A 23,347-nucleotide genomic window follows, 5' to 3' on the forward strand; every position below is an offset into this window, starting at 1 on the left:
GAAATCTCATCCAAAGGTGTAATCAAACCGTCTTCGAAATCCGGCTCGCCACCAGCGCCCAGCCAATCAACAGCGCACAGACAATCGCCAGTGGCCATGAGCGCCAGCGCAGGTAAGGTGTCAATTCCTGCATAGGGACAACTTCGCCATACATCACGCCACGCTCGAATTGCGGGATCTGCGTGGTGATCTTGCCGAACGGGTCGATCAGCGCCGTAACGCCATTGTTGGTAGCGCGGATCATCCAGCGACCGGCTTCCAGTGCCCGCATCTGCGCCATTTGCAGGTGTTGAAGCGGGCCGATAGAGGTGCCGAACCAGGTGTCGTTACTCACTGTCAGCAACAGCTGGCTTTGCGCCGAAAGCCCGGCGGCGAATTCCGGATACACCACTTCATAGCAAATGAACGGCGCGATCTGGTAGCCCTTGGCTTGCAGCATTGCCTGATCGCTGGGGCCGCGCGCAAAGTCGGACATTGGCAGGTCAAAGAATGCGATCAGGCCGCGCAGCAGGTCCTGCAAAGGAACGTATTCGCCAAAGGGCACCAGCTTCTGCTTCATGTAGGTGCCTTGGCCCTCACCGACTACGGTGATTGCGTTGTAATAGCTGTAGCTGCCGCGATCATTAGTTTCACGCAGCGGGACGCCGGTAATCAGCGCCGAACCGCGTTCTGTCGCGAACTGCCCGATCATCTTCAGGTAGCCCTCTGCAGAACTTTTGAGTACCGGCACCGCCGTTTCCGGCCAGATGATCAGATCAGCCTGCTGCGAACGGAAGGTCATGTCGCGATAAAGCGCCAACTGCGCATTAAGCTGCTCGGGGTCCCACTTCATGTGCTGTTCGATATTGCCCTGAATGGCGGCCACTTTCAGTGGCGCACCAGCGGGGGATGTCCAGGCATTGTTTTTCAACGCGAGCGCGGTAATCCAGGGCGCGACCAGCAACACCACGCCAACCGCCAGAAAGGACTTGCGTGCCCGCAACCGTGAAAGATTGCACAGCAGCGCAGCGGTCAATGCCAGCGCGAAGGACACCAGCCACATCCCGCCAAGCGGCGCGAGGCCTGCAAGTGGGCCGTCAAGCTGGCTGTAACCGGAGTAGAGCCACGGGAAACCAGTGAGGAACCAGCCGCGAAATGCCTCCTGAACCAGCCACAAGGCAGCGAAAGCCAGTGCGTCGGCCAGCGGTGCTTCGTTGCGGCGAATCCAGCGGGCCCAAAGCCAGGCGGGCAGGGCGAAGAACCAGGCGATGCAGGCAATGAACAGCAGCATCAGGAACCCGGCGAGCAGCACCGAAGCGCCGCCGAAGTTATGGATGCTGACGTAGATCCAACTGGTGCCGGCGCCGAACAGGCCAAAACCGAAGCACCAGCCACGACCCAGCGCCTGACGAGGGCTCAGATTGCGCAGGCCGAGATAAAACAGGGCCAGCGCAGCCAGAGCCAGCGGCCAGATATCGTAGGGTGCAAGGGCGAAGGTGGTAAGCGCGCCAGCCACCACGGCCAGCAGGTTACCGGGCCAGCCGGGGTGGGTGATCCAGCGCATTTACATTCCTTAAAGCGGAGATAGCATTACGAGCGTGTGACAGGGCTCAAGCGCAGCAAGTGGATACGACGGCTGTCAGCGTTGAGAATCCGGAAACGGTACGCGCCGATTACGGTGATTTCATTACGCTTGGGCAGATGTCCAAAAGCATTCATCACCAGGCCACCCACCGTGTCGAATTCATCATCGGAGAACTCGCTGTCGAAGAACTCGTTGAAGCTTTCGATAGGCGTGAGCGCCTTGACCAGGAAGTCGCCGCTGGGCAGCGGTTTGATGTAGCTGTCTTCCTCGACATCGTGCTCGTCTTCGATATCGCCAACGATCTGTTCCAGCACGTCTTCGATGGTCACCAAACCGGCCACACCGCCATATTCGTCAATGACGATGGCCATGTGATTGTGGTTGGCACGGAATTCACGCAGCAGCACGTTCAGGCGCTTGGATTCCGGAACGAAGGTGGCAGGTCGCAGCAGATTCTTGATATCGCCTTCGCCGCCGTCTTCCTTGAGGATCAACGGAAGCAGGTCTTTGGCGAGCAGCACACCGAGTACATCATCGTGGCTTTCGCCGATCACTGGATAACGGGAGTGGGCGGCATCGATGACGGCGGGCAGGAACTCCCGCGGCGTCTGGCTGGCCTTGATGCTGATCATTTGCGAGCGCGGGACCATGATGTCCCGGACTTGCAGGTCAGCGACCTGAATGGCGCCTTCGACGATGGCCAGCGCTTCGCTGTCCAGCAGCTTGTTCTGATGGGCTTCGCGCAGCAGCTCAAGCAGCTCCTGGCGGTTTTTCGGCTCATGGGCAAAAGCCTGGGTGAGCTTACCCAGCCATGACTTTTGCCCGTTGCTCGATCGATCTTCGCTCATAGCCCTTACTCGTTGTCCTTGCTTGGTATTGCTGAATGTGGAGGTTCGTCGTGTTCGTGTTCGTGTTCGTCATCGGCATAAGGATCGGGATAGCCCAACTCCTCAAGCAACGTTCGTTCCAGCGCTTCCATTTCCTCGGCTTCTTCATCGTCGATGTGGTCGTAACCCAACAGATGCAGACAACCGTGAATGACCATGTGCGCCCAATGCGCGTCTGACGCCTTGCCTTGTTCCGTCGCTTCGCGAGCAATGACCGGGGCACAGATGACCAGATCGCCGAGAAGCGGAATATCCAGCATGTCATCGGGCACATCAGCCGGGAACGACAGAACGTTAGTCGCGTAATCTTTGTGTCGCCACGTGTGATTAAGCTCACGGCCTTCGGTTTCATCCACCAGCCGGATGGTCAGTTCGGAGTCGGCGCTGCGCTGGCGCAAGCCCATTTCACACCAAAGGCGGAACTGGGCTTCGCTGGGTACGCTTGCTTCGCTAGCCACTTGCAGGTCCAGCTCAAGCATCGCGGCGGTATTCCCGGGAGGAATTGGTCGTGGCTGGTGGCGCATCGCTGTTGCGATCTTCGAAGCGCTCGTAGGCTTCGACAATGCGCTGCACCAGCGGGTGACGCACCACGTCCTTGGGCTTGAAGTGCGTGAAACTGATACCCGGCACGTCCTTGAGCACCTCAATGACATGGGTCAGACCCGACTTGGTGCCTTTTGGCAGGTCGACCTGAGTAATGTCACCGGTGATCACAGCGGTTGAGCCGAAACCGATGCGGGTCAGGAACATTTTCATTTGCTCGACCGTGGTGTTCTGGCTTTCGTCGAGGATAATGAAGCTGTTATTGAGCGTGCGACCGCGCATGTAAGCCAGGGGTGCGACCTCAATGACCTGCTTTTCGATCAGCTTGGCGACGTATTCGAAGCCCAGCATTTCGTACAGTGCGTCATAGAGCGGGCGCAGATAAGGGTCGATTTTCTGTGCCAGATCACCGGGCAGGAAACCGAGCTTTTCGCCTGCTTCAACGGCCGGTCGCACCAACAGGATGCGTCGGATCTGCTCACGCTCAAGCGCGTCCACGGCACAGGCCACGGCAAGGTACGTCTTGCCAGTACCGGCCGGGCCGATGCCGAAGTTGATGTCGTTGCCGAGGATTTCTTTGACGTAGCGCTGCTGATTCAAGCCACGTGGGCGAATCATGCCTTTTTTGGTCCGCAGAGCCACGCCTGGGTCGGCCGCCGGATGGTTATCCAGCTCTTCTACGCCGGATTCCTGCAGGAACAGGTGGACCATGTCAGGCGACAGTTCGGAGCTTTTGGCTTCCCGATACAGGCGGCGCAACAGGTTTTCGGCTGAGGTGGTTTGAGTGGGCTCGCCAATCAGCTCGAACTGATTTCCGCGATTGCGGATCTCAATATTCAGGCGCTGTTCGATGAGACGCAGATTCTCGTCGAGTTGCCCGCAGAGATTTGCGAAGCGATAGGCCTCGAAGGGTTCGAGGGTGAAACGATGTGGTTCGACTTGTACGTTCAAGGTCGTTTTTAGCCGCCCTGGGGCAATTAAGGTGAAACGAAGGATAAACCCTGTGACCTGAGTGCGAAAGCTCTGACTTGATAAAGGTTGTGGGTAAATCGGTGCAGCAATGAAATCCCGGTAGGAGCGAACTCGTTCGCGAGGCGTCATCCGTAGCTACGCAGGACCAATGCCTCGCCAACAAGTTGGCTCCTACCGGCCCGGCGTGCTCGGTGCTGTCAATTCAGCAAAGACCCGCGCAACGAGTGCGGCTGGGCGTCGTCGATGTGCACATCAGCGAACTGGCCGATCAGCTTGGGATTGTCGCAGCGGAAGTTCACGATCCGGTTGTTCTCAGTACGGCCCTGCAGTTCGCCAGGATCTTTTTTCGAATAGTCAGTCACAAGGATGCGCTGGATGCTGCCGACCATTTGTCGGCTGATCTCGAAACCCTGCTGGTTCAGGCGGTGCTGAAGGGCGGCCAGGCGCTCTTTTTTCAGCGTTTCGGGAGTCTCATCTGTCAGATCCGCCGCCGGAGTGCCGGGGCGCGGGCTGTAGATGAAGGAGAACGAGAAGTCGAAGCCGACATCGGCGATGAGCTTCATGGTGTTTTCATGGTCTTTTTCAGTTTCGCCCGGGAAGCCGACGATGAAGTCCGAGCTGATGCTGATCCCTGGCACTGCAGCCTTGAGCTTGCGGATTCTGGACTTGTATTCAAGCGTGGTGTGATTGCGTTTCATGGCGGCCAGAATACGGTCCGAGCCCGATTGCACCGGCAGGTGCAGATGTTTGACCAGTTCCGGCACTTCGGCGTGAGCCAGGATCAGGCTGTCGGAGAACTCCAGCGGGTGCGAGGTGGTGTAGCGAATGCGGTCTATGCCATCAACGGCAGCGACAACCCGGATCAGGTCGGCCAGATCGGCGTCGCGTCCGTCGTGGGTCGTGCCGCGATAACCGTTGACGTTCTGACCCAGCAACGTCACTTCCCGCACGCCGTTTTCCGCCAGGTGAATCACCTCGGCCACGACGTCATCGAACGGACGGCTGACTTCTTCACCGCGGGTATAAGGCACCACGCAGAAGGTGCAGTACTTGCTGCAGCCTTCCATGACCGACACATACGCACTCGGGCCATCCACACGCGGCTCGGGCAAGTGGTCGAACTTTTCGATTTCCGGGAACGAGACATCAACCTGTGGCAAGCGCGTGAAGCGCGCGGCATCAATCATTTCCGGCAAGCGGTGCAGGGTCTGAGGGCCAAAAACCACGTCCACGTACGGTGCGCGATCACGGATAGCCGCACCTTCCTGGCTGGCAACGCAACCGCCGACAGCGATCACCATTTCCGGATTGGCCAGTTTCAGCTCACGCCAGCGGCCCAGCTGGGAATAAACCCGGTCCTGGGCGCGTTCGCGGATTGAACAGGTGTTGAGCAGGATGACGTCGGCATCTTCCGCGCGAGCGGTGACTTCCAGGGCCTGATGCTCACCCAGCAGATCGACCATGCGCGAGCTGTCGTACTCGTTCATCTGGCAACCGTGGGTTTCGATATAAAGCTTCTTGGCCATGCGTCCGTCATCAGGTGGTTCAAAGAACCGCGCATTATAGTGGCGTCGGTCTCTGCTTCCTAGCGTCCTCTACCGAACGGGCATGCTATAGTTCGCGCCCTCTTTTTATGTCCCCGATTCTTACCCGCCCTTTATGACCAAACGCGAAGCTCCAATCTACAAAGTGATTTTCCTCAACCAGGGCCAGGTGTTCGAGATGTACGCCAAGCAGATCTATCAAAGTGATCTGTGGGGTTTCCTTGAAGTAGAGGAATTCGTCTTTGGCGAGCGCACAACCGTTGTGGTGGACCCGAGCGAGGAAAAGCTCAAGGCACAGTTCGAAGGCGTAGTGCGCAGCTTTGTGCCCATGCATTCAATTGTGCGCATTGATGAAGTCGAGCGAATCGGCACGCCAAAGATCAGCGAAGCCCGGGGCACCAGCAACGTGATGCCGTTTCCTGTGCCGATGCCGGACAAGTAAGCTTTCGTCCCTTTGAGCCTCACTTTCCTGCGTTGGACTGCGCCTCGGTAAATCGTGCCGCCAGGTTCTGATTGGGCTTTTGCTCTCGAAGATCCTTCACCGCCTGGCTCAGACGTAGCAATTCTTCACTGGGCTTGGCCCACTGCTCCGCTGGCAGCGGCTCGGACCAGCTTTTCATCGCTTCGGGAATGACTGCACGACCGATGCTTTTGATTCGGCGGATTTCCCATTCGGTGAGGTAGTTGGGCAGGGTCCACAGGGTCAGCACGTGGTACGTGTACCACCAGAACGGATAGAAGAAGCCAACCTCGCGATTCTTGCGCCGACGCCGCATGCGTTTCCGTGCGTTGTAAAACGTATGCAGCCCTTCATGGGGCGGGTCGCCGGGGTTTTGCAGTTCAAGCGGGTCCTGAATTTCCTTGAGGGTATGAACCTCATATTCCATGTACGCGCGGATCGCCTCCCAGTTGCATACCGCCAGATCAAACCCTGCACAAAAAAACTCCAGGCTGTAATGCTCATCGTGAGGCGGATGATAAAACCCGACGCCCATGGCGTAGCGGATATCCATGCCGTATTGCGTCACGCTCCGGGCCTGCACGACCCAGGCAGATAGCGATTCCCACGGTACGAAGATAGGCTCGGTATGACCGCGGGGGACGAAACAGACTTCACGGCGCTGACGGTTGAAGCGGGTGGGGACGACTTCTTTGTATTTGAGGAGGTTGTGGAAGGTGACGCCGAGATACATGGTGAGGCTGACTGCGGCAGCCCAGCCTCCCATTTCTAAGCCCCCTGCAATCAGTTGCAGCGAAAATTCGTTTGCCTGTTCTAGCCCCCTTCCTTCTGCCATCGAAAGTAACCAGTCAAGTGCAGGGAAGAATAAGCCAAAAAACCAGACTGCCCAGAAAGGTCCTCCTAGCGTCATTTGCCATCCAAACACGGCAGGCAAACCTACACCGAAGTCCAGATAAACGTCGTTTACTTGGCCTACAGCTCCGCCGTAGTCCTGCGCCGGTAAATCGGTAGGCAACGGTAATGGCGCAAGATAAGTCACCTGACCAGTCGGGAATGCCTCCAACATCCCAGCGCTCGGGGCATGATTGATGGGCGGTGGCCCGTCGAGAGTTTCAGAGGTTCTGGTCATTGGTTCGCTAAATCAGGGTTTGGTGATATAGAAAAAAGGGTGCTTGTCTTGCGGTTGGCCTGTAGACGCTTCAACCCGGTGTCGATGGCACCGCGCTGTCTCGCGGCAACGTAGGACCTGTAGGAGCTGCCGAAGGCTGCGATCGCGGTGTATCAGGAGAAATGCTTCGCAGCCTTCGGCAGCTCCTACAGAAAATGCATTTCAATCCAGTGGTTTGCATATCGTTTGATGAGAGCGAACTTTCTGATGGCGCGGATCTGACGTATCGCCAACCTGTTGGCACCTACAGATTCGTCATTCATCTAGGCTCGTTTGGCCGTATTTCGACCCGCCTGCTGGACCTCGGCAAATCGGGACGCAAGGTTCTGACCAGGGCGCTTCTCTCGCAGGGCTTTCACTGCCTGGCTCAGGCGTAGCAATTCTCCACTGGGCTTGGCCCACTGCTCCGCTGGCAGCGGCTCGGACCAGCTTTTCATCGCCTCGGGAACGACTGCACGACCGATGCTTTTGATCCGGCGGATTTCCCATTCGGTAAGGTGGTTGGGCAGGGTCCACAGGGTCAGCACGTGGTACGTGTACCACCAGAACGGATAGAAGAAGCCAACCTCGCGATTCTTGCGCCGACGCCGCATGCGCTCCCGTGCGTTGTAAAACGTATGCAGCCCTTCATGGGGCGGATCGCCGGGGTTTTGCAGTTCAAGCGGGTCCTGAATTTCCTTGAGGGTATGAACCTCATATTCCATATACGCGCGGATCGCCTCCCAGTTACAAACCGCCAAATCAAACCCGGCGCAGAAAAACTCCAGGCTGTAATGCTCATCGTGAGGCGGATGATAAAACCCGACGCCCATGGCGTAGCGGATATCCATGCCGTACTGCGTCACGCTCCGGGCCTGTACGACCCAGGCAGACAGCGATTCCCACGGTACGAAGATAGGCTCGGTATGACCGCGGGGGACGAAACAGACTTCACGGCGCTGACGGTTGAAGCGGGTGGGGACGACTTCTTTGTATTTGTTTAGGTGGTTGAAGGTTATTGCGAGGTAGATGGTGAGGGCGACTGCGGCGCCCCAGCAGCCAACTTCCATGCCAAAGGGCAGGTAGTACAGAGCATTTTCCGCTGCTCGATCAAATCCATCACCCCAAGTAAGTGTCAGGAACCAAATGAGTGCTGGAGCAAAAAGCCCAGAGAACCAAACGGCCCAGAAAGATGTGCCCAGACCCATTTGCCAAGCGAAAACAGCGGGCAAGCCGACTCCAAAGTCCAAATAAACATCGTTTACTTCGCCTACAGCCCCGCCGTAGTCCTGCGCCGGCAGATCGGTGGGTAATGGTAGTGGCGCCAGATAGGTGACTTGGCCGGTAGGGAAAACCTCCAGCATGCCAGCGCGCGGGGCATGATTGATGGGCGGCGGACCAACAATATCTTTTGCCATCTTATTTTTTCATCTCTGACATGAGGTCGGGATGGATAGCGAAGTACTTGCATTGTTCGCCCGATGGATCGAGGTCCACCGCCGGGAAGTCGCCGCTTTCGCCAAACACCGGGAAGCGCACCTCATACACGCTGGCTTCGTGCTGCCCCTTTGAAGTGATGGGGCCCAGCTGAATTGAGAGCACGATGTCAGTGTGGCTGGGCTGGTCTGAATTGATAAGGCCGCGCACATCTGTCAACTCCACAATCAGGGGGTTTAGCGCCTTGATGTGCAGACGATCCTCCAAGGCGGTGCCCAAGGGGCTCCAGCGCTCTGGCCTGCCAATGAGGCTTAACAATTGATAGCCGCCAATGTTGAGCACGCTAGCGCTGGCATGACTGCCAAGAGGTTTTGTCAGTTCAGCAGCAAACAGTGTTGGGAAATGCAGTAAGAACCGTCGAGGTGTGTCACCGCTGCTCGGGATGATTTGCATACGTGGGGCTTGGTAATGCGCGCGCAGCTCCTTCAAATAATGAGCAAGAGGTAAAGAAAGACACAGGTCGGAGTCCTGACCTTGGGCCCATGGTGTGCTCAGGAGCCAGCGATCGTGCCGGCTGAGGTTGTTGCGGTTGAAGTACCAACTGCCGGACAGCTCCAGGGCAGTAAACAAAATCCCTGCCAGGTTAAAACGTAAAAATACTGTAGACAGGCGCACACCTGCAGCCGCCCAAGCGGCTGTTCTCGCGGCGGTTCCAGCTTCGGCAGCAAGAACATGGCGGAAGGCTTGAATTGTTTGGGCAAAACCATAGCTGTTGCTGGCCAGAAAGCCGCTATTGCCCAGCATGCTGATGGTGGCCCCAACCTGCGCCTCTTTGTTGCCGCTACGAACTGAGTCTTGCCAATTTTTATGGGAACTCGCAAGGCTCATAGTGGCAGCAATGATCCCTGCGACGTAGCCCACCATTCCAAGGCCAATATGCAATTTCCCCATTTGCACATGAACACCGAGCAGTTCAGCTTTCTTGAAGTTTTTCGCCAGCTCTGCGGCATGGGCGCTGAGTGCTGTATCGGCAATGCCTTGAGCTGCACCAAGTCCAGCCGCAGCAGTTGCAAATAGGCTGCTGGTAAATGCTGTCAGTTGTCTTTGTTTTTCCGGGCCAGAGAAGGTCTCTCTAGTCACCACAACCAAATTCACCGCCTGCGCCACAAACACCAATAACCCAGCCCCATCCCCGAGCAGCCCGGCCTTCGGTGCCACCGTCACGCCCTTTCGATAACTCTCCAGCACCGACTGAACCTCCCGATGCTGTTGCGCAGGGAACACCAACGCCAACCCCGGTTTGCCGGGTGACGCGGATTGCAGGTGAGTCGAGTCGGTTGGCAGGTCAGTAACGGGGCTCATGGCCTTGGCCAATTGTTGTTCCAGTTCGGCCAGGGACTGTTGGGTGGTTTGCCGTTGCTCCTTGAACCAATTGGCATCGGAGCTCCGATGCCAGGAAGGATCAGCGGCCTTGCGCTCGCGGGACATGCTGGTCAAGGTGCGCAGACGATCACGATGCTGCTGCACGGCCTTGACCGTCTTGCCAAGGTTTTGCAGGTCTTCGGCGCTGGCCACCTGGAACGTCACGTTCTCGCGCCGCGCTGCATCAAGGATCGCAACGCCCGCTGCCTTGGGCAGGCTGCGAAACAGCGCCTCCATGTCCGGCAACTGGCCTTTTTCCATCTGCTGCAAGAAAGCCTGCACCGCCTGTTGAATGCCCATCTGCAAGGCTGGAGCCAGCGTGCCCCAGGCAGCCGTGAGATTGACTTGAGAGGCGGGCGATAGCCGCCCGGTGTCGAGCACCAGGCCCGCCCCCCAGTGTTTGAGGCGTTCCAGCCATTGCGGTGCATCCTTGAAAAACAGCCAGCTGGCGTTGGTGAAGGCGGCGAACTGCACGCCCAGCTCGGTTTGTGCGCTCAACGGCGCGGCGTAGAACATGGGTCGGGACATGGCCGGGTTGTTGTTCAGCCAATCCAGAACTGAATCAACGGCTTTGTCGCTTCGGCAGATGTCTTTCAGACAGGCGTATTCGGTGAGCAGGGCGTGATCAACCTGCTCGCTGTCTTCGATGTCGTAATACCAAATGGCGCGATGCAGGCGGTTTTTGGTCAGTAAGTCGGTACGATCCTGGGTGATCTGTTCCAGTAGCTCGTTCAGCGGCTGCAGGATTGCCCGTTGCTTCTTGAGAAAGGCATCCATGCGCGGCCGGTCGATCAAGTCATTGATGCCGCGCTGGCCGAATTTGGCACCGTAGAGAGCGTCTTCAGTGGGTTTGTTCATCTGGCGATACAGCTTCCAGAGGGTTTTGCGATGCCGGGCGATGAAGGCCGGGCTGGTGCCGACGAAACGTTGTTCGAGTTGATATTGCTGAATGGTACCGGCACGTGCCTCGATACCATCGTCCATGCTCAGCCTGTCCGGTTTGGCTTCGTCGAGGCGTACCTGCAGCTCTTCAGGTTTATTGGGATCATTGAAATAGGCCCCCGCTTCCTGACGGTTATCCTGGCTCATCACCTCTCGCAACGTATTGCGGGTCTGAGTGCGCTCAGGATCGGGCAGGGTTTCCAGATCATCAAGCAAGGCTTTGAGCGTCCGGTCCTGTTTAGCGCGTTTGTTCAGATCCTCCTCGTTAATCTGAGTAAGAGATTCGATGTAGCAGCCCAGCAAATAGTCGCGCTCGACCTCGCCCTGCTGACTCAGCGCCCACTTGTCGATCTGACCGACCACCTGGTCTTGATACTGCGCGAGGTCACGCATAACCCCGACGTCATCTCGAACTGCCAGGAACAGAAAGTCACGCTTGTGAGCCGTGGTGATCTGGCTGGTGAACTCTTCAAGAATGGTCTGGCGATACAGCGGTGTGTGTTCCCAGGCGTAGGGAATCTTCGTCGAATTATCGTCAGATTTGTCCGCCCAGCTGCCGCTGCTTTCGGCCAGCCACACCGCCATCTTCCGGTCGTCGATCAGGTCCCGCGCATCGCCGCGCTGAATATTTTCGAAGCTGACACGCTGCAGGAAGTAGTCACGCTCGGTAGCGACCTTTATGACCTGAGCACATTTGAACGCCGTCCACTGGACCTCCGAAAAAGAAACATGCAGCACGCTGCAGCGAGAGAACGCCAAGGCGGGATCAGCCTCGATGACATCCGGTCGACGGTCCTTGGTGACCTGATCACCTTTGAACAACAGCGCAGTCACGGAGCCATTTGCTATCTGGTACTCGTGCAAAAAGCCGGTGGCGCTGTCGATGATGTACAGAAAACCATCGCGCAGCAGGCGAAACCCCAAGGGCAAAGCCTGCAACGTGTACGGCATGGCGATTTCAATAGAGGGATCTAGGTCTTCTACCAGCCCATAACGCACCGGTAACAATTGCAGGGTCTGACTCATCAGCGGACAGAATCCGCCAGCATCGGGCGCGTCGGCGGGTTGAGCCCTGCCGACCAGGTTGGCCATGTGGCCACGCGGTGTCATTTGGGATTGGGTCATGCAGGCTCCTTGCCGTGGGCTGGCGAATAGAGGCCAGGGTCCAGATGGCGGAGCACTTAATACCTAAGCCGACCCTGAGCGAGAGGCGGGAGAGTGGCTGATGAGCGACGGGCGCTCAATGCATGGAAGGCGGTTTGGGAAATGCCCTACAGAAAATGTCGTAAGTTTTTCGGCGCGGGAGGTCGATCTACCGGTTCTGGTCAGGAACAATGTGCCCCCGTTAAAACCAGTCCTACGGAGTGGGGTACGTCTGTAGCAGCGGAGGTGTCTCTAAAACATTCGCGGCATAGGTTTTTCAGATCTGCAGTAATCTCTAAGGCAGCGGAGCAAACGGCGTACGGCCTTCAGCTGTCTGCAACTCCAGCAAATATTTGCGGAAAATCTGTCCCAGTACCTGAGTGGCGACTTCGAGCTCGTCGCGCTGCATGTGCTCGGCGACTTCGTCTGCGGCGTCCAGAGCGTCTTCGGAGCCGTTGACCGAGGCCATCTTCAGCACGATGTACGCCTGAACATTGTTGGCCTGCACGCCTTCGCCCTTGGAGAACATCAAACCGAGCTGATACTGCGCCTGCGCATGACCCTGCAGCGAAGCCTGCTCGAAATAACCAAGTGCTTTGGGCAAGTCTTGTGGCGCGTGTTTACCGTCGTAGTAAAACTCGCCCAACTCGTATTGTGCTTGCGCATCCCCGGACTGTGCCGCTTGCTCACACGCCGAAAGCGCCGCAGGCAGGTTGTCTGGCTGGGTATTGAGGGTGCAACGACCCACCGCTGGGATTAACAACGAGTTGCCGCCTGCATTCGCCAGCAGGGGATGAATAAGCAACAGGCAGCCCAATGCAAGGGTGCGGCCGGTGCGGTTCATGGGAATCGACTTACCTCTGAAAAAGGTGCGGGCGTGCCCGTCCAGCTAAACGTGCTGGCTGCGCATTATGAAATAAGCGAGGCCAACCTTACAAAGTCTTTACTGTTTTTCTGCTGCGCGGGGCTGAAAAGCCCGGTTTTGCGGGGTGCGGTATGCCCGGTAGGAGCTAACTTGTTGGCGAGACGGTGTATCAGAGATACCGTCTCGTCAACAAGTTAGCTCCTACCAGGGTTCATGCCGCCCTTATTTCAGCGCCGCAAACGCCTTTTCTGCCGCATCCAGCGTCAACTTCAACTCTTCTTCGCCATGGGCAATAGAGGTGAAGCCTGCTTCGAAGGCACTTGGTGACAGGTAAACGCCGCCTTCGAGCATCAAGTGGAAGAAGCGCTTGAAGCGCTCGGCGTCGCTGGTCATGACGTCGTTGAAGGTGACAATTTCTTTGGCTTCGCTGAAATACAGACCGAACATGCCGCCCGCTTGAGTCGTCACGAATGGAATGCCGGCTGCATCGGCGCGTTGTTGCAGGCCTTCGAGCAGGCGACGGGTGAAGTCGCTCAGTTCGTCATGGAAGCCCGGACGGCTGATCAGGCGCAAGGTGGTCAGGCCGGCGGCCATGGCCAGCGGGTTACCCGACAGTGTGCCAGCCTGATAAACCGGGCCCAGCGGGGCGATGTACGACATGATTTCGCGTTTGCCGCCAAAGCAGCCAACCGGCATGCCGCCGCCAATGATCTTGCCAAAGGTGCTCAGGTCTGGAGTTACGCCGTAATAAGCCTGCGCGCCACCGAGGGCCACGCGGAAACCGGTCATGACTTCGTCAAAAATCAGCACTACGCCATGCTCATCGCACAATGCACGCAGACCTTGCAGATAACCCGGGGCAGGCGGTACGCAGTTCATGTTGCCCGCAACCGGCTCGACGATGATGCACGCGACTTCCTGACCCACTTCAGCCAGCAGCGCTTTAACGGCGTCCAGATCATTGAACGGCACGGTCAGCGTGTGTTTGGCGAATGCCGCGGGTACGCCCGGCGAGCTTGGCACGCCGAGGGTCAGTGCGCCGGAACCCGCTTTGACCAGCAGGCTGTCAGAGTGGCCGTGGTAGCAGCCCTCGAACTTGATGATGCTGTCGCGACCGGTAAAACCACGGGCCAGACGAATGGCGCTCATGGTGGCTTCGGTGCCAGAACTGACCATGCGGACCATCTCCATCGACGGCACGATGGAGCAGACCAGATCGGCCATTTCGGTTTCCATGGCGGTTGGCGCGCCATAGGACAAACCGTGTTCCAGCTGACTGCGCACGGCATCCAGCACTTCCGGGTGGCTATGGCCGAGGATCATCGGACCCCACGAGCCAACGTAGTCGACATAGCGCTTGTCGTCTTCGTCAGTCACGTAAGCACCGGCCGCGTGCTTGAAGAACAGCGGCGTGCCACCAACGCTTTTGAAGGCGCGCACCGGCGAGTTCACGCCACCGGGAATGTGTTTTTGAGCATTGGCGAACAGGGTTTCAGAGCGGGACATAAGTGAGTCTCTTACGTAATCGAAATAAGGGTCGGGCGCGATCAGCGTCTGGAAAGCAAGGCGTTGAAGGCGCGGGCGCGGCGGGTGACTTCCTGAGTATTTTCGGCACCGAACAGGCCATGCACCACGGCCAACAGGTCAGCACCGTGCTCCACCAGTTGCGGAGCGTTTTCCAGGGTGATGCCACCGATGACGGCGATCGGCATGTTGAAGCGAGCGCGGGCCTGAGCCAGAACGTCCAGCTCAATAGCGGGGGCGTCAGGTTTGGTTGTCGAGTTGAAGAAACGTCCGAAAGCGAGATACGTCGCCCCGTCGGCCTTGGCTTTTTCAGCCATTGCGAGGCTGCCATGGCAGGTGGCGCCGACAATGGCCTTATGGCCCAACAGCGCGCGGGCATCGGTCAGTGAGCCATCGGTCTGGCCCATGTGCACGCCAACACCCAGGCGAGCGGCAACCTCGGCGTCATCATTGATGATCAAGCGGGTCCGGTACTGCTCGCAAAGCCTCAGCAGTGCCGTGGCTTCGCGCAGACGATGGGTTTCATCGCCCGATTTGTCACGGTACTGCAGCAGGGTGACGCCGCCATCAAGGGCAGCCTGGACGTAAGACAGGAATTTACCAGCCAACAGGCGACTGTCGGTAACGGCATACAAGCCACGTAGTTTCATAGAAAAAGCCTCATCACGTGGCGTTACGAACAGAAATCCAGGGGCAGGCGACGAGGAACAAATTGTCCTTTGCCCAGCTGTTCGGCATCGCGCAGCGTGCGCCAAGTGTAGTCGAGCGCGGTCTGCACGGCGCTGATCAGGTTTTCGCCCTGAGCCAGTCGGCCTGCAAGGGCGCTGGCCAGCGTGCAGCCGGAGCCGTGATAGCTGCCAGGCAGACGCTGGCAGATGAAGGTGCGTGTTTCACCGCCACGGATATAGAGACGGTTGTGGACTTCCACCTCATCGCCATGGCCGCCGGTGATCAACAGATGCTCGCAAAATGGCAACAACTTCTCGGCGCATTCGTCGGCCGTGCCTTCCGGCAGCTCGGCCAGAATCCGGGCTTCCGGCAGATTGGGCGTCGCAATGGTTGCCAGCGGCAGCAAACGCTCACGCATGGCGTAGCCGACCTCATCCTTACCCAGCCGTCCACCGCCGCCCGCGCGTAATACCGGGTCGCAGACCATTGGCAGGTGTGGATGCGCTTCAAGCAGCCCCACAACGGTATCAACCATTTCCAGCGAGCCGAGCATGCCCAGTTTCACGGCGGCGACAGTCGAGTCGTTGAGTACGGCGTTGGCTTGTGCCAGTACCCATTCGCGGTCCAGCACCCTGAAGTCAGTGACATTAACGGTGTCTTGAACGGTCAAGGCGGTGATTGCCGGGGCCGCGTGGCAACCCTGGGCGAGCAGTGCTTCTATATCTGCTTGCAGACCGGCACCACCACTTGGATCGTGGCCGGAGAGGCAGAGGACAACAGGGCGGGAGCTATAGATATTCATGGTGCGCGAGCTTACCACTAAACTTTTTTTGGCACCGCTCAGCGGACTCGGAATTTTCATACAGCTGATAGAGATTCTGAGACGGTATTCAGCGGATGAATTTACTGCATAAAAACCTAGACCTGTCTGTAAGTGCCGAGATAGAGCCTTCCAGGAGTTTTAACAAATTAATGCATAAGACCATTAGGCGGCTATGCTTTAAAGCGTTGGCATGAAATAGTGATGGCACTAACCCGGTACCGCTGTGTGAGTAAGCAGGCCTGAGCGAACAGGCCCGTATTGAGATGGTTGTTTCAGTCTGTCTGGAGCTACTCTAAAAAATCAGGAATCGCAGAAAGCGTCGCTCCAATGGAAGGGGGACAGCGACGTCAACTGACGGATCTATCCGGGGCTTTATGCGCTATTTGTTGATCATGCTGGTCGCCTTGTTGTCGCAGCTAGCCAGTGCCGTCGAATTCGACGAGAGCACTCGCAGCCTGGCGTTGGGCCGTGCAGTTCAGGTGTTTGAAGATGTCAGCGGCGAAGCGACGATCAGTGACGTCAGCTCGGCGGCGATGTCGTCGAGTTTTCGAGCCCTCGACAGCGACACCCTCAACGCCGGTTTTTCCAACTCTGCCTTCTGGCTCAGGGTGGATCTGCGCTATATGCCCAGAGACGTCACCGCCCACCGCGACTGGATGGTGGAGCTCGCCTATCCGCCTATGGATTATGTGGACTTTTACCTGCCCGATGCCATCGGGACCCAGCACCTTGCCTGGCAGACCGGAGACATGCTGCCGTTTTCCAGTCGACAGATTAAGCAGGCCAATTACCTGTTCGAAGTCAGTCTGGAGCCCGGGCAAAGCAAGACCATTTATTTACGCGTGAAAAGCGCCGGTTCGATTCAGGTCCCTCTGAGTCTTTGGGACAGCAGTGCTTATCTGGAAGATCAACCGCCGCGCATGTATGTGCTGGGTGTGCTGTACGGCGTGCTGCTGGTGATGCTGATCTACAACCTGTGCATCTATCTGGGTGTGCGTGACGTCAGTTACCTGTACTACGTGCTTTACATCGCTCCCCTCGGGCTTTATCAACTGGCGCTTAACGGTATCGGTGTCGAATTTCTTTGGCCGGAAAGTCCCTGGCTGGCCAATGTCGCGCCCTTGTTCCTGCTGATGTTGTCGGTTCTGTTTGCTTGTCAGTTTGCCCGATCTTTTCTGCAGACCAAGAAGATCGGCCTTTGGCTTGATCAATCACTGGTGCTGGTAATGGCCGCCGCCGGTGTCGTGATGCTCTTGAGCCTGTCACCCAACCTCAGCCTCGCGTTTCGCCTGTATGGCGGGTTGATGCTGATCTTTACCGCGATGATCTTTGTCGCTGGCATCACCGCAATGTGCCATGGGGTGCGCGAGGCTCGTTACTTTGTCCTCGCCTGGACTGCCTTTCTGCTGGGCAGTGTCATTCACGTCGGCATGTTGGCGGGTTACCTGCCGCACAGTTTCTTCACCATGTACGCCAATCAGATTGGCTCGGCGATGGAAGCTGCGCTGGTTTCCATGGCATTGGCTGTGCGGATCAATCAGAGCCGCGAAGAGCATGCGCAGATCATGCGCGAGGCCCGAGAAAACCTGGAGCGTGCCAATCAGCAACTGGCAGCAAGCAATCGGCTCAAAGATGAGTTTCTCGCCTCACTGACTCATGAACTGCGTACCCCGATGAATGGCGTGATTGGGTCGCTGGAATTGATGCAGACCGTAGAACTGAATCCCGAACTCTCTTCGTATCACCAGACCGCTGCCAGTTCTGCACAGGACATGATGGGCATGGTGAACGGCATTTTGACCCTGACGGAGCTGCAGGCAGGAAGGCTTCATGTCGTGCCTGAATCCTTCGATTTACGCTGCCTCATTCACGGGCTCAAGGGTCAGTTCACCAATGCTGCGCAGGACAAAGGGCTTAAATTGATCATTGAGTGGGTGGAGCCGTTACGGTCTGGCCTGGTGGGAGATGTCTACAAGTTGCGCCAGTGCCTGGAATGCCTGCTGGACAACGCTATCAAGTTCACCCAGTTCGGCTCGGTCAGAATTCGCGTTCAGCAGCAGACGCAAGGCGAAGGGCAGGTGCAGTTGTTGATTGAGGTCATCGACAGCGGCATAGGCTTTACCCGGCTGGATGAGTCGACGCTTTATCAGCACTTCTTTCAGGTAGACGGCTCGCTGACTCGTCAGTATGGCGGCTTGGGCATTGGCCTGGCCATTTGCCGACAGTTGATTGAGTTGCATGGCGGGCGGCTGAGTCACAGTTCTGCGCCGGGAGAGGGCAGTTGTTTTGCGCTCAAAGTGACGCTGGGCTGCGCGGCGCAGAATCTCGCGCATGCAGATACACCTGTGAAACTGCACAGCGGTGGCTAATAAGGAAGGGCAAAAGCGCCGTCAATTCGTCGTGTATGGCGCTTTTTAAAGCGAGGTGTGCGTGATTCACTTCATGTCTGGCTGTGTTTAAAGCGCGCCGACAGAGAGGAGATCGCCATGAACCTGCATCAGTTCGCCGAAACCCACGAAGTCACCAACCAGCCGCCCTCTCTGGACGGCGCGAATCTCTATCGTATTGATCTGCCATTGCAGCAATGGTCGGAGCGCTTTGGTGCCGGTTGGGCTCAGGGCCGAATCGACGCTTATGGGGCGCTGGCGGGCGGACCGCTGATGGAGGCTGGTTTTCTCGCCAATCAGAACAAGCCGGTCTTCGTCAGCCATGATCGATATGGGCATCGTATTGATCTGGTCGAGTTTCACCCTGCTTACCATCAACTGATGAGCACGGCGGTGGAGCATGGCATCCCGTCGCTACCCTGGACTGATCCACAACCCGGCGCCCATGTTGTCCGCGCCGCCATGAGCTATCTGCACAGTCAGGCCGAAGCCGGTAGCGGATGCCCGTTGACCATGACCTTTGCCAGTGTGCCGGCGCTACGCGTGCAGCCGGATATCGCCGCCCAGTGGCTGCCGAAAATCCTTGCACGAGCCTATGACCCACGAAATATCGGCATGGCGCACAAGGCAGGCGTAACCATTGGCATGGCCATGACCGAGAAGCAAGGCGGTACCGATGTGCGCGCCAATACCACGCGGGCATATCCCGTTGGAGCGCCAGGTCCGGGTCAGGCTTACGAACTGGCCGGTCATAAATGGTTTTGTTCGGCGCCGATGTGCGATGCCTTCCTGACGCTGGCGCAGACCGACAAGGGCTTGACTTGTTTCCTGCTGCCACGCCATCGCCCGGACGACACCCGCAACGAGTTCTACATACAGCGCCTGAAGAACAAACTGGGTAACTGGTCCAACGCCTCCAGCGAAGTGGAATTCCGCGGGGCGTTTGCCTGGATGATCGGTGAAGAAGGTCGTGGTGTGCCGACCATCATCGAAATGGTTGCCATGACCCGCTTCGACTGTATGGTCGGCTCCAGTGCCCTGATGCGTCAGGCCTTGAGCCAGGCCGCGCATCATTGCGCTCACCGCAGTGTTGGCGGGCGGGTGTTGGCCGAACAGCCTCTGATGCAGAACGTACTCGCCGATCTGGCGCTGGAGAGTGAAGCGGCGCTGGCCTTGAGCATGCGCATGGGGCGCGCGCTGGATCATTTGGACGATCCGCACGAGGCGCGTTTCGCCCGGTTGGTGACGGCAGTGGGCAAATACTGGATCTGCAAACGGGCCCCGGCCATGATCAATGAGGCGGCGGAGTGCATGGGCGGCGCGGGGTATGTCGAGGACAGCATCCTGCCGCGGCTTTATCGTGAAGCACCGGTCAATTCCACGTGGGAAGGCTCCGGTAACGTGCAATGCCTGGACGTGCTGAGGGCGCTGTCCAAGGAGTCGGGCGTGCTGGATACCTTGTTCGCCGAGTTGGGCGACGGGCATGGCGATCAGGATCTGGCGATGCACATCGACGGCTTGAAAGCGGCGTTCCGGGATACCGGTGATATTCAATACCGCGCCCGGCAGTTAACCGAAGACATCGCCCTGGCTCTGCAGGCCAAACTGCTGCTTGAGGCGGGGAACGCGGCGGTCAGTGATGCATTTATTGCCAGTCGACTGGCGTCGCGAAGCTCGGTGTACGGCACCTTGCCAAGAGGCCTTGATGTGCAAGCACTGGTTGCGAGGTCTACCCCGATGGTTGGGTGAGGGACATAACCCGCCGGGATTGCCTCGCTCCCACAGGAATCACTGATGACGTGGGACCGGCTTCAGCCGGGAAGACGCCGGTACAGTCACTATATGTGTATCGCTCGATAGGTCTCTTTCCCGGCTAAAGCCAGTCCCACGTCGATTGTGGGCAAATGTGGAATCTCCCGAATTTCCGCACTACGCCACTAGTGCCTTCCCTTCACGATGCAGGCAAGATGGGCCACTGCAAGATCAGAAGGATACCAATCGTGACTGAAACTTTTATTGTCGTTGAAACGCCCGAACAAGCCGTGGATCGCCTTGCTGAACTGCACGAGCGCGCTACCCGTGCGCTGAGCCAGGCACTCAAGCGGTATCTGAAAGACCGGATCGAGCCTGACGCCGATCAGCGTGCCCTGTTCCGCTATCCAGAGTTGCGTCTGACTTATCACTGCCAAGGCGAAGTGCCGCTGACCACTCGCGCTTATGCCAAGGTTCAGTTGCCCGGCAACTACAGCGTGACCGTGACTCACCCTGCGGCCTTCCGCAAATACCTGCTCGAACAACTCGGGCCATTGATGAACGATTTCACGATTACGGTGGAAGTCGGCGTCAGTGAGCAAAACATCCCGTATCCCTATGTGGTTGAACAGGGCGACGAGCTGGCCGGTTCTGGCGTGACGGCTGCAGCGCTGGCGCGGGTTTTCCCCAGCACTGACTTGTCCGCTGCCACTGATGGCATCGCTGACGGTCTGTACGACTGGGCCAACACCGATCCGCTGCCGCTGGCCTTGTTCGATGCCGCCCGCGTGGACTTTTCCCTGCGACGTCTGGTGCATTACACCGGTAGCGACTGGCGTCATGTACAGCCTTGGATCCTGCTGACCAACTACCACCGCTACGTTGACCAGTTCATCGTTCATGGCCTGGAAAAGCTGCGCGAAGACCCGCGCTTTGTGCGCATGGTCCTGCCGGGTAACGTCATCGTCGAAAAGAGCATGGATCACGGCGAAGCGCAGGCCATTGTCGCCAGTGTGGTCTGGCATCGTTATCAAATGCCGGCTTATCACCTGATCGCTGAAGACGGTCATGGCGTGACGCTGGTCAACATCGGCGTCGGTCCGTCAAACGCCAAGAACATCACCGATCACCTGGCGGTGCTGCGCCCGCATTGCTGGTTGATGATCGGCCACTGCGGCGGCCTGCGCCAATCCCAGACCATTGGCGACTACGTGCTGGCTCACGCTTACATGCGTCGCGACGGGATTCTTGATCGCGTGCTGCCGCCTCATATTCCGATCCCGGCGTTGGCGGAAGTGCAGTTGGCTCTTCAGGAATCTGCAGCGCAGATCACTGGCGAGCGAGGCGACGATCTGAAGAAGCGTCTGCGCACCGGTACGGTTCTGACCTATGACGACCGTAACTGGGAACTGCGCTGGGCCCAGGAGCGGCCACTGATCAACCTGTCCCGAGCAGTGGCGGTGGACATGGAAAGCGGCACCATCGCCGCGCAGGGTTATCGTTTGCGTGTGCCGTACGGCACGTTGCTCTGCGTTTCGGACAAGCCGCTACACAGCGAAATCAAGCTTCCGGGCTCGGCCAACGCGTTCTATGAGCGTGCGGTCAGCCAGCATTTGAAGATCGGCATCGCAGCGCTGGATCTGATGCGTACTCAGCTCAACTCGCTGCATTCGCGCAAACTGCGTAGCTTCGATGAGCCGCCGTTCCGTTGATTAATTAGGTGATGAACGAAAGGGCCATTAAAGTGGCCCTTTCTGTTTTCCGAATACCGAAACTTTCATGTCCCGTACCCAGCGTCCTCCTGCTCGTCGCCCATCGCCTGCCAATGCCGGTTCAACCCGCCGTGTCGCCAAGGCTCCGCCCGCCGAGCCAAAGCTCATCCTGTTCAACAAGCCATTCGATGTGCTGACTCAGTTCAGCGATGGAGAAGGGCGAGCGACGCTCAAGGATTACATCGAGGTCCCCGGCATCTATCCGGCCGGGCGACTGGATCGGGACAGCGAAGGATTGTTGCTGCTGACCAATGACGGCCAACTTCAGGCGCGGATCGCTGACCCCAAACACAAGCTGCCGAAAACCTATTGGGTGCAGGTTGAAGGCGAGCCGAGTGAGGAGCAGTTGCAGCAACTGCGCGACGGCGTGCAGCTCAATGACGGCCCGACTTTGCCCGCTCAGGCTCGGCAACTGGATGAGCCGCAACTCTGGCCACGCGATCCTCCGGTACGGTTTCGCAAAAGCGTGCCAACCAGCTGGCTGGAGTTGATCATCAAGGAAGGTCGTAACCGCCAGGTCAGACGCATGACTGCGGCGGTGGGTTTACCGACGTTAAGGCTGGTGCGGGTGAGGATCGGCGACTGGACGATCGAAGGTCTGGATCAGGGGCAATGGCGGGAAGTGCCTGCGAAATTGTGAGGTAATAGCTTTAACTGTAGGAGTGAGCTTGCTCGCGATTCGGTTCCGCATGCGAAATATATGTGAATACTCTAACGCAATCGCGAGCAAGCTCACTCCTACAGATTCGGATCAGCGACGTAGCGGCTTTCAGCTCTCCAGATAAGCAATCACAACGGTCTTGATCACAAACGCCATGATCCCCAGGCCCAGCACGAAGAACAGAATGAGGGTGCCAAATCGTCCTGCCTTGGACTTCTTCGCCAGATCCCAGACGATGAAGCCCATGAAGCCAACCAGAAGGGTGATGAGGGTTGTCATCATCCATTGTTCGTAAACTTCGGGCTCCATCACTGCTCTCCAGCCAATCAGTTGCGCAGGTGTACCAAGGGAAGTTCTGTGCTGGCCAGCACCTGATTAAGCACGAAGCTCGATTTCACGCTGGTCACACCATCGATACGGGTAAGGTGCCCTAACAGCAGCTTTTGATAGTGGTCCATGTCAGCCACCACGACTTTCAACTGATAGTCCGCATCCATGCCGGTCACCAAACTGCATTCGAGTACCTGAGGCAGGTTGCGTATCTGCGCTTCAAAGTTCTCGAAGCGGTCGGGCGTATGTCGATCCATGCCGATCAGTACGTAGGCGGTCAGGTTAAGGCCAAGCTTTTTGCGGTCCAACAGCGCAACCTGTCTGACGATGTAGCCGTCGTCCTCCAATTGCTTGACGCGTCGCGAGCAAGGCGAAGGGGACAGACCGATTCGTTCAGCCAGCTCCTGATTGGAGATGCGCGCGTCACGCTGCAATTCCGCCAAAATACTCAGATCATATCGGTCGAGTTTGCTCACGAACTTCACCTTCCTGGGTTGTATTGC

Annotated in this window: 19 protein-coding genes; 5 read left to right on the forward strand and 14 right to left on the reverse strand. The window is 57.7% G+C overall.

The genetic code is table 11. From position 1 onward, the window contains the following. Positions 1 to 22 precede the first annotated feature (22 nt). The 5 genes from lnt to miaB form a co-directional block, all read right to left on the reverse strand. On the reverse strand, positions 23 to 1,543 hold the full coding sequence (gene lnt, locus H8S59_RS13840) for an apolipoprotein N-acyltransferase (RefSeq protein WP_187521777.1): 1,521 nt from the start codon (positions 1,541 to 1,543) through the stop codon (positions 23 to 25). 26 nt (positions 1,544 to 1,569) lie between these two features. Continuing rightward, positions 1,570 to 2,412 (reverse strand): CorC family transporter, encoded by an 843-nt coding sequence (locus H8S59_RS13845; protein ID WP_095100425.1) that lies wholly within the window; start codon positions 2,410 to 2,412, stop codon positions 1,570 to 1,572. Between the two features lie 5 nt (positions 2,413 to 2,417). After that, positions 2,418 to 2,930 carry an rRNA maturation RNase YbeY gene (gene ybeY / locus H8S59_RS13850; RefSeq protein WP_187521778.1) on the reverse strand — a complete coding sequence of 171 codons (513 nt, stop codon included), beginning with the start codon at positions 2,928 to 2,930 and terminating at the stop codon, positions 2,418 to 2,420. Further along, complete coding sequence (locus H8S59_RS13855) at positions 2,923 to 3,945, reverse strand: PhoH family protein (protein WP_095100421.1); 1,023 nt, start codon at positions 3,943 to 3,945, stop codon at positions 2,923 to 2,925. The genes ybeY and H8S59_RS13855 overlap by 8 nt, the downstream gene beginning before the upstream one ends. 218 nt (positions 3,946 to 4,163) lie before the next feature. After that, the gene (miaB, locus tag H8S59_RS13860; protein ID WP_187521779.1) at positions 4,164 to 5,492 is read right to left on the reverse strand and encodes a tRNA (N6-isopentenyl adenosine(37)-C2)-methylthiotransferase MiaB; all 1,329 of its coding nucleotides are present in this window, start codon (positions 5,490 to 5,492) and stop codon (positions 4,164 to 4,166) included. 133 nt (positions 5,493 to 5,625) lie between these two features. Here miaB and H8S59_RS13865 point away from each other — a divergent pair, with 133 nt between their 5' ends. Beyond that, positions 5,626 to 5,952 carry a DUF1820 family protein gene (locus H8S59_RS13865; RefSeq protein WP_027902336.1) on the forward strand — a complete coding sequence of 109 codons (327 nt, stop codon included), beginning with the start codon at positions 5,626 to 5,628 and terminating at the stop codon, positions 5,950 to 5,952. 19 nt (positions 5,953 to 5,971) lie between these two features. On the opposite strand, the gene H8S59_RS13870 is transcribed toward H8S59_RS13865, so the two are convergent. The 7 genes from H8S59_RS13870 to H8S59_RS13900 all read right to left on the reverse strand — a co-directional run bounded on the left by H8S59_RS13870 (position 5,972) and on the right by H8S59_RS13900 (position 15,921). Then, the gene (locus H8S59_RS13870) at positions 5,972 to 7,036 is read right to left on the reverse strand and encodes a hypothetical protein (protein ID WP_187521780.1); all 1,065 of its coding nucleotides are present in this window, start codon (positions 7,034 to 7,036) and stop codon (positions 5,972 to 5,974) included. Positions 7,037 to 7,401: 365 nt separating this feature from the next. Beyond that, positions 7,402 to 8,535, reverse strand: a complete 1,134-nt coding sequence (locus H8S59_RS13875; RefSeq protein ID WP_187521781.1) for a hypothetical protein — start codon at positions 8,533 to 8,535, stop codon at positions 7,402 to 7,404. A 1-nt stretch (position 8,536) separates the two neighbouring features. Next, complete coding sequence (locus H8S59_RS13880; protein WP_187521782.1) at positions 8,537 to 12,043, reverse strand: toxin VasX; 3,507 nt, start codon at positions 12,041 to 12,043, stop codon at positions 8,537 to 8,539. A gap of 313 nt (positions 12,044 to 12,356) precedes the next feature. After that, positions 12,357 to 12,905: a tetratricopeptide repeat protein gene (locus tag H8S59_RS13885; RefSeq protein WP_095100415.1), complete on the reverse strand. Its 549-nt coding sequence runs from the start codon at positions 12,903 to 12,905 to the stop codon at positions 12,357 to 12,359. Positions 12,906 to 13,148: 243 nt separating this feature from the next. After that, positions 13,149 to 14,432, reverse strand: a complete 1,284-nt coding sequence (gene hemL, locus H8S59_RS13890; protein ID WP_187521783.1) for a glutamate-1-semialdehyde 2,1-aminomutase — start codon at positions 14,430 to 14,432, stop codon at positions 13,149 to 13,151. A 41-nt stretch (positions 14,433 to 14,473) separates the two neighbouring features. Next, positions 14,474 to 15,100, reverse strand: coding sequence for a thiamine phosphate synthase (gene thiE, locus H8S59_RS13895; RefSeq protein WP_095100411.1), 627 nt, complete (start codon positions 15,098 to 15,100; stop codon positions 14,474 to 14,476). Positions 15,101 to 15,123: 23 nt separating this feature from the next. Further along, entirely contained in the window at positions 15,124 to 15,921 is a 798-nt protein-coding gene (locus tag H8S59_RS13900) for a hydroxymethylpyrimidine/phosphomethylpyrimidine kinase (protein ID WP_187521784.1), read from the reverse strand. A 395-nt stretch (positions 15,922 to 16,316) separates the two neighbouring features. Here H8S59_RS13900 and H8S59_RS13905 point away from each other — a divergent pair, with 395 nt between their 5' ends. The 4 genes from H8S59_RS13905 (at position 16,317) to H8S59_RS13920 (ending at position 22,493) form a co-directional block, all read left to right on the forward strand. Next, entirely contained in the window at positions 16,317 to 18,311 is a 1,995-nt protein-coding gene (locus tag H8S59_RS13905) for a sensor histidine kinase (protein WP_187521785.1), read from the forward strand. Between the two features lie 117 nt (positions 18,312 to 18,428). Then, complete coding sequence (locus H8S59_RS13910; protein WP_187521786.1) at positions 18,429 to 20,078, forward strand: acyl-CoA dehydrogenase family protein; 1,650 nt, start codon at positions 18,429 to 18,431, stop codon at positions 20,076 to 20,078. A 218-nt stretch (positions 20,079 to 20,296) separates the two neighbouring features. Beyond that, positions 20,297 to 21,793, forward strand: coding sequence for an AMP nucleosidase (gene amn, locus H8S59_RS13915; RefSeq protein WP_176469957.1), 1,497 nt, complete (start codon positions 20,297 to 20,299; stop codon positions 21,791 to 21,793). Positions 21,794 to 21,860: 67 nt separating this feature from the next. Continuing rightward, complete coding sequence (locus tag H8S59_RS13920; protein ID WP_246475292.1) at positions 21,861 to 22,493, forward strand: pseudouridine synthase; 633 nt, start codon at positions 21,861 to 21,863, stop codon at positions 22,491 to 22,493. Between the two features lie 129 nt (positions 22,494 to 22,622). Here H8S59_RS13920 and H8S59_RS13925 read toward each other — a convergent pair whose 3' ends face one another. Together H8S59_RS13925 and H8S59_RS13930 are read right to left on the reverse strand one after the other, a co-directional pair. Next, on the reverse strand, positions 22,623 to 22,823 hold the full coding sequence (locus H8S59_RS13925; RefSeq protein WP_095100401.1) for a DUF2788 domain-containing protein: 201 nt from the start codon (positions 22,821 to 22,823) through the stop codon (positions 22,623 to 22,625). Between the two features lie 17 nt (positions 22,824 to 22,840). Next, complete coding sequence (locus H8S59_RS13930) at positions 22,841 to 23,320, reverse strand: Lrp/AsnC family transcriptional regulator (protein ID WP_027901835.1); 480 nt, start codon at positions 23,318 to 23,320, stop codon at positions 22,841 to 22,843. Positions 23,321 to 23,347 lie beyond the last annotated feature (27 nt).

The sequence above is a fragment of the Pseudomonas folii genome, from assembly GCF_014357575.1.
Lineage (GTDB): Bacteria > Pseudomonadota > Gammaproteobacteria > Pseudomonadales > Pseudomonadaceae > Aquipseudomonas > Aquipseudomonas folii.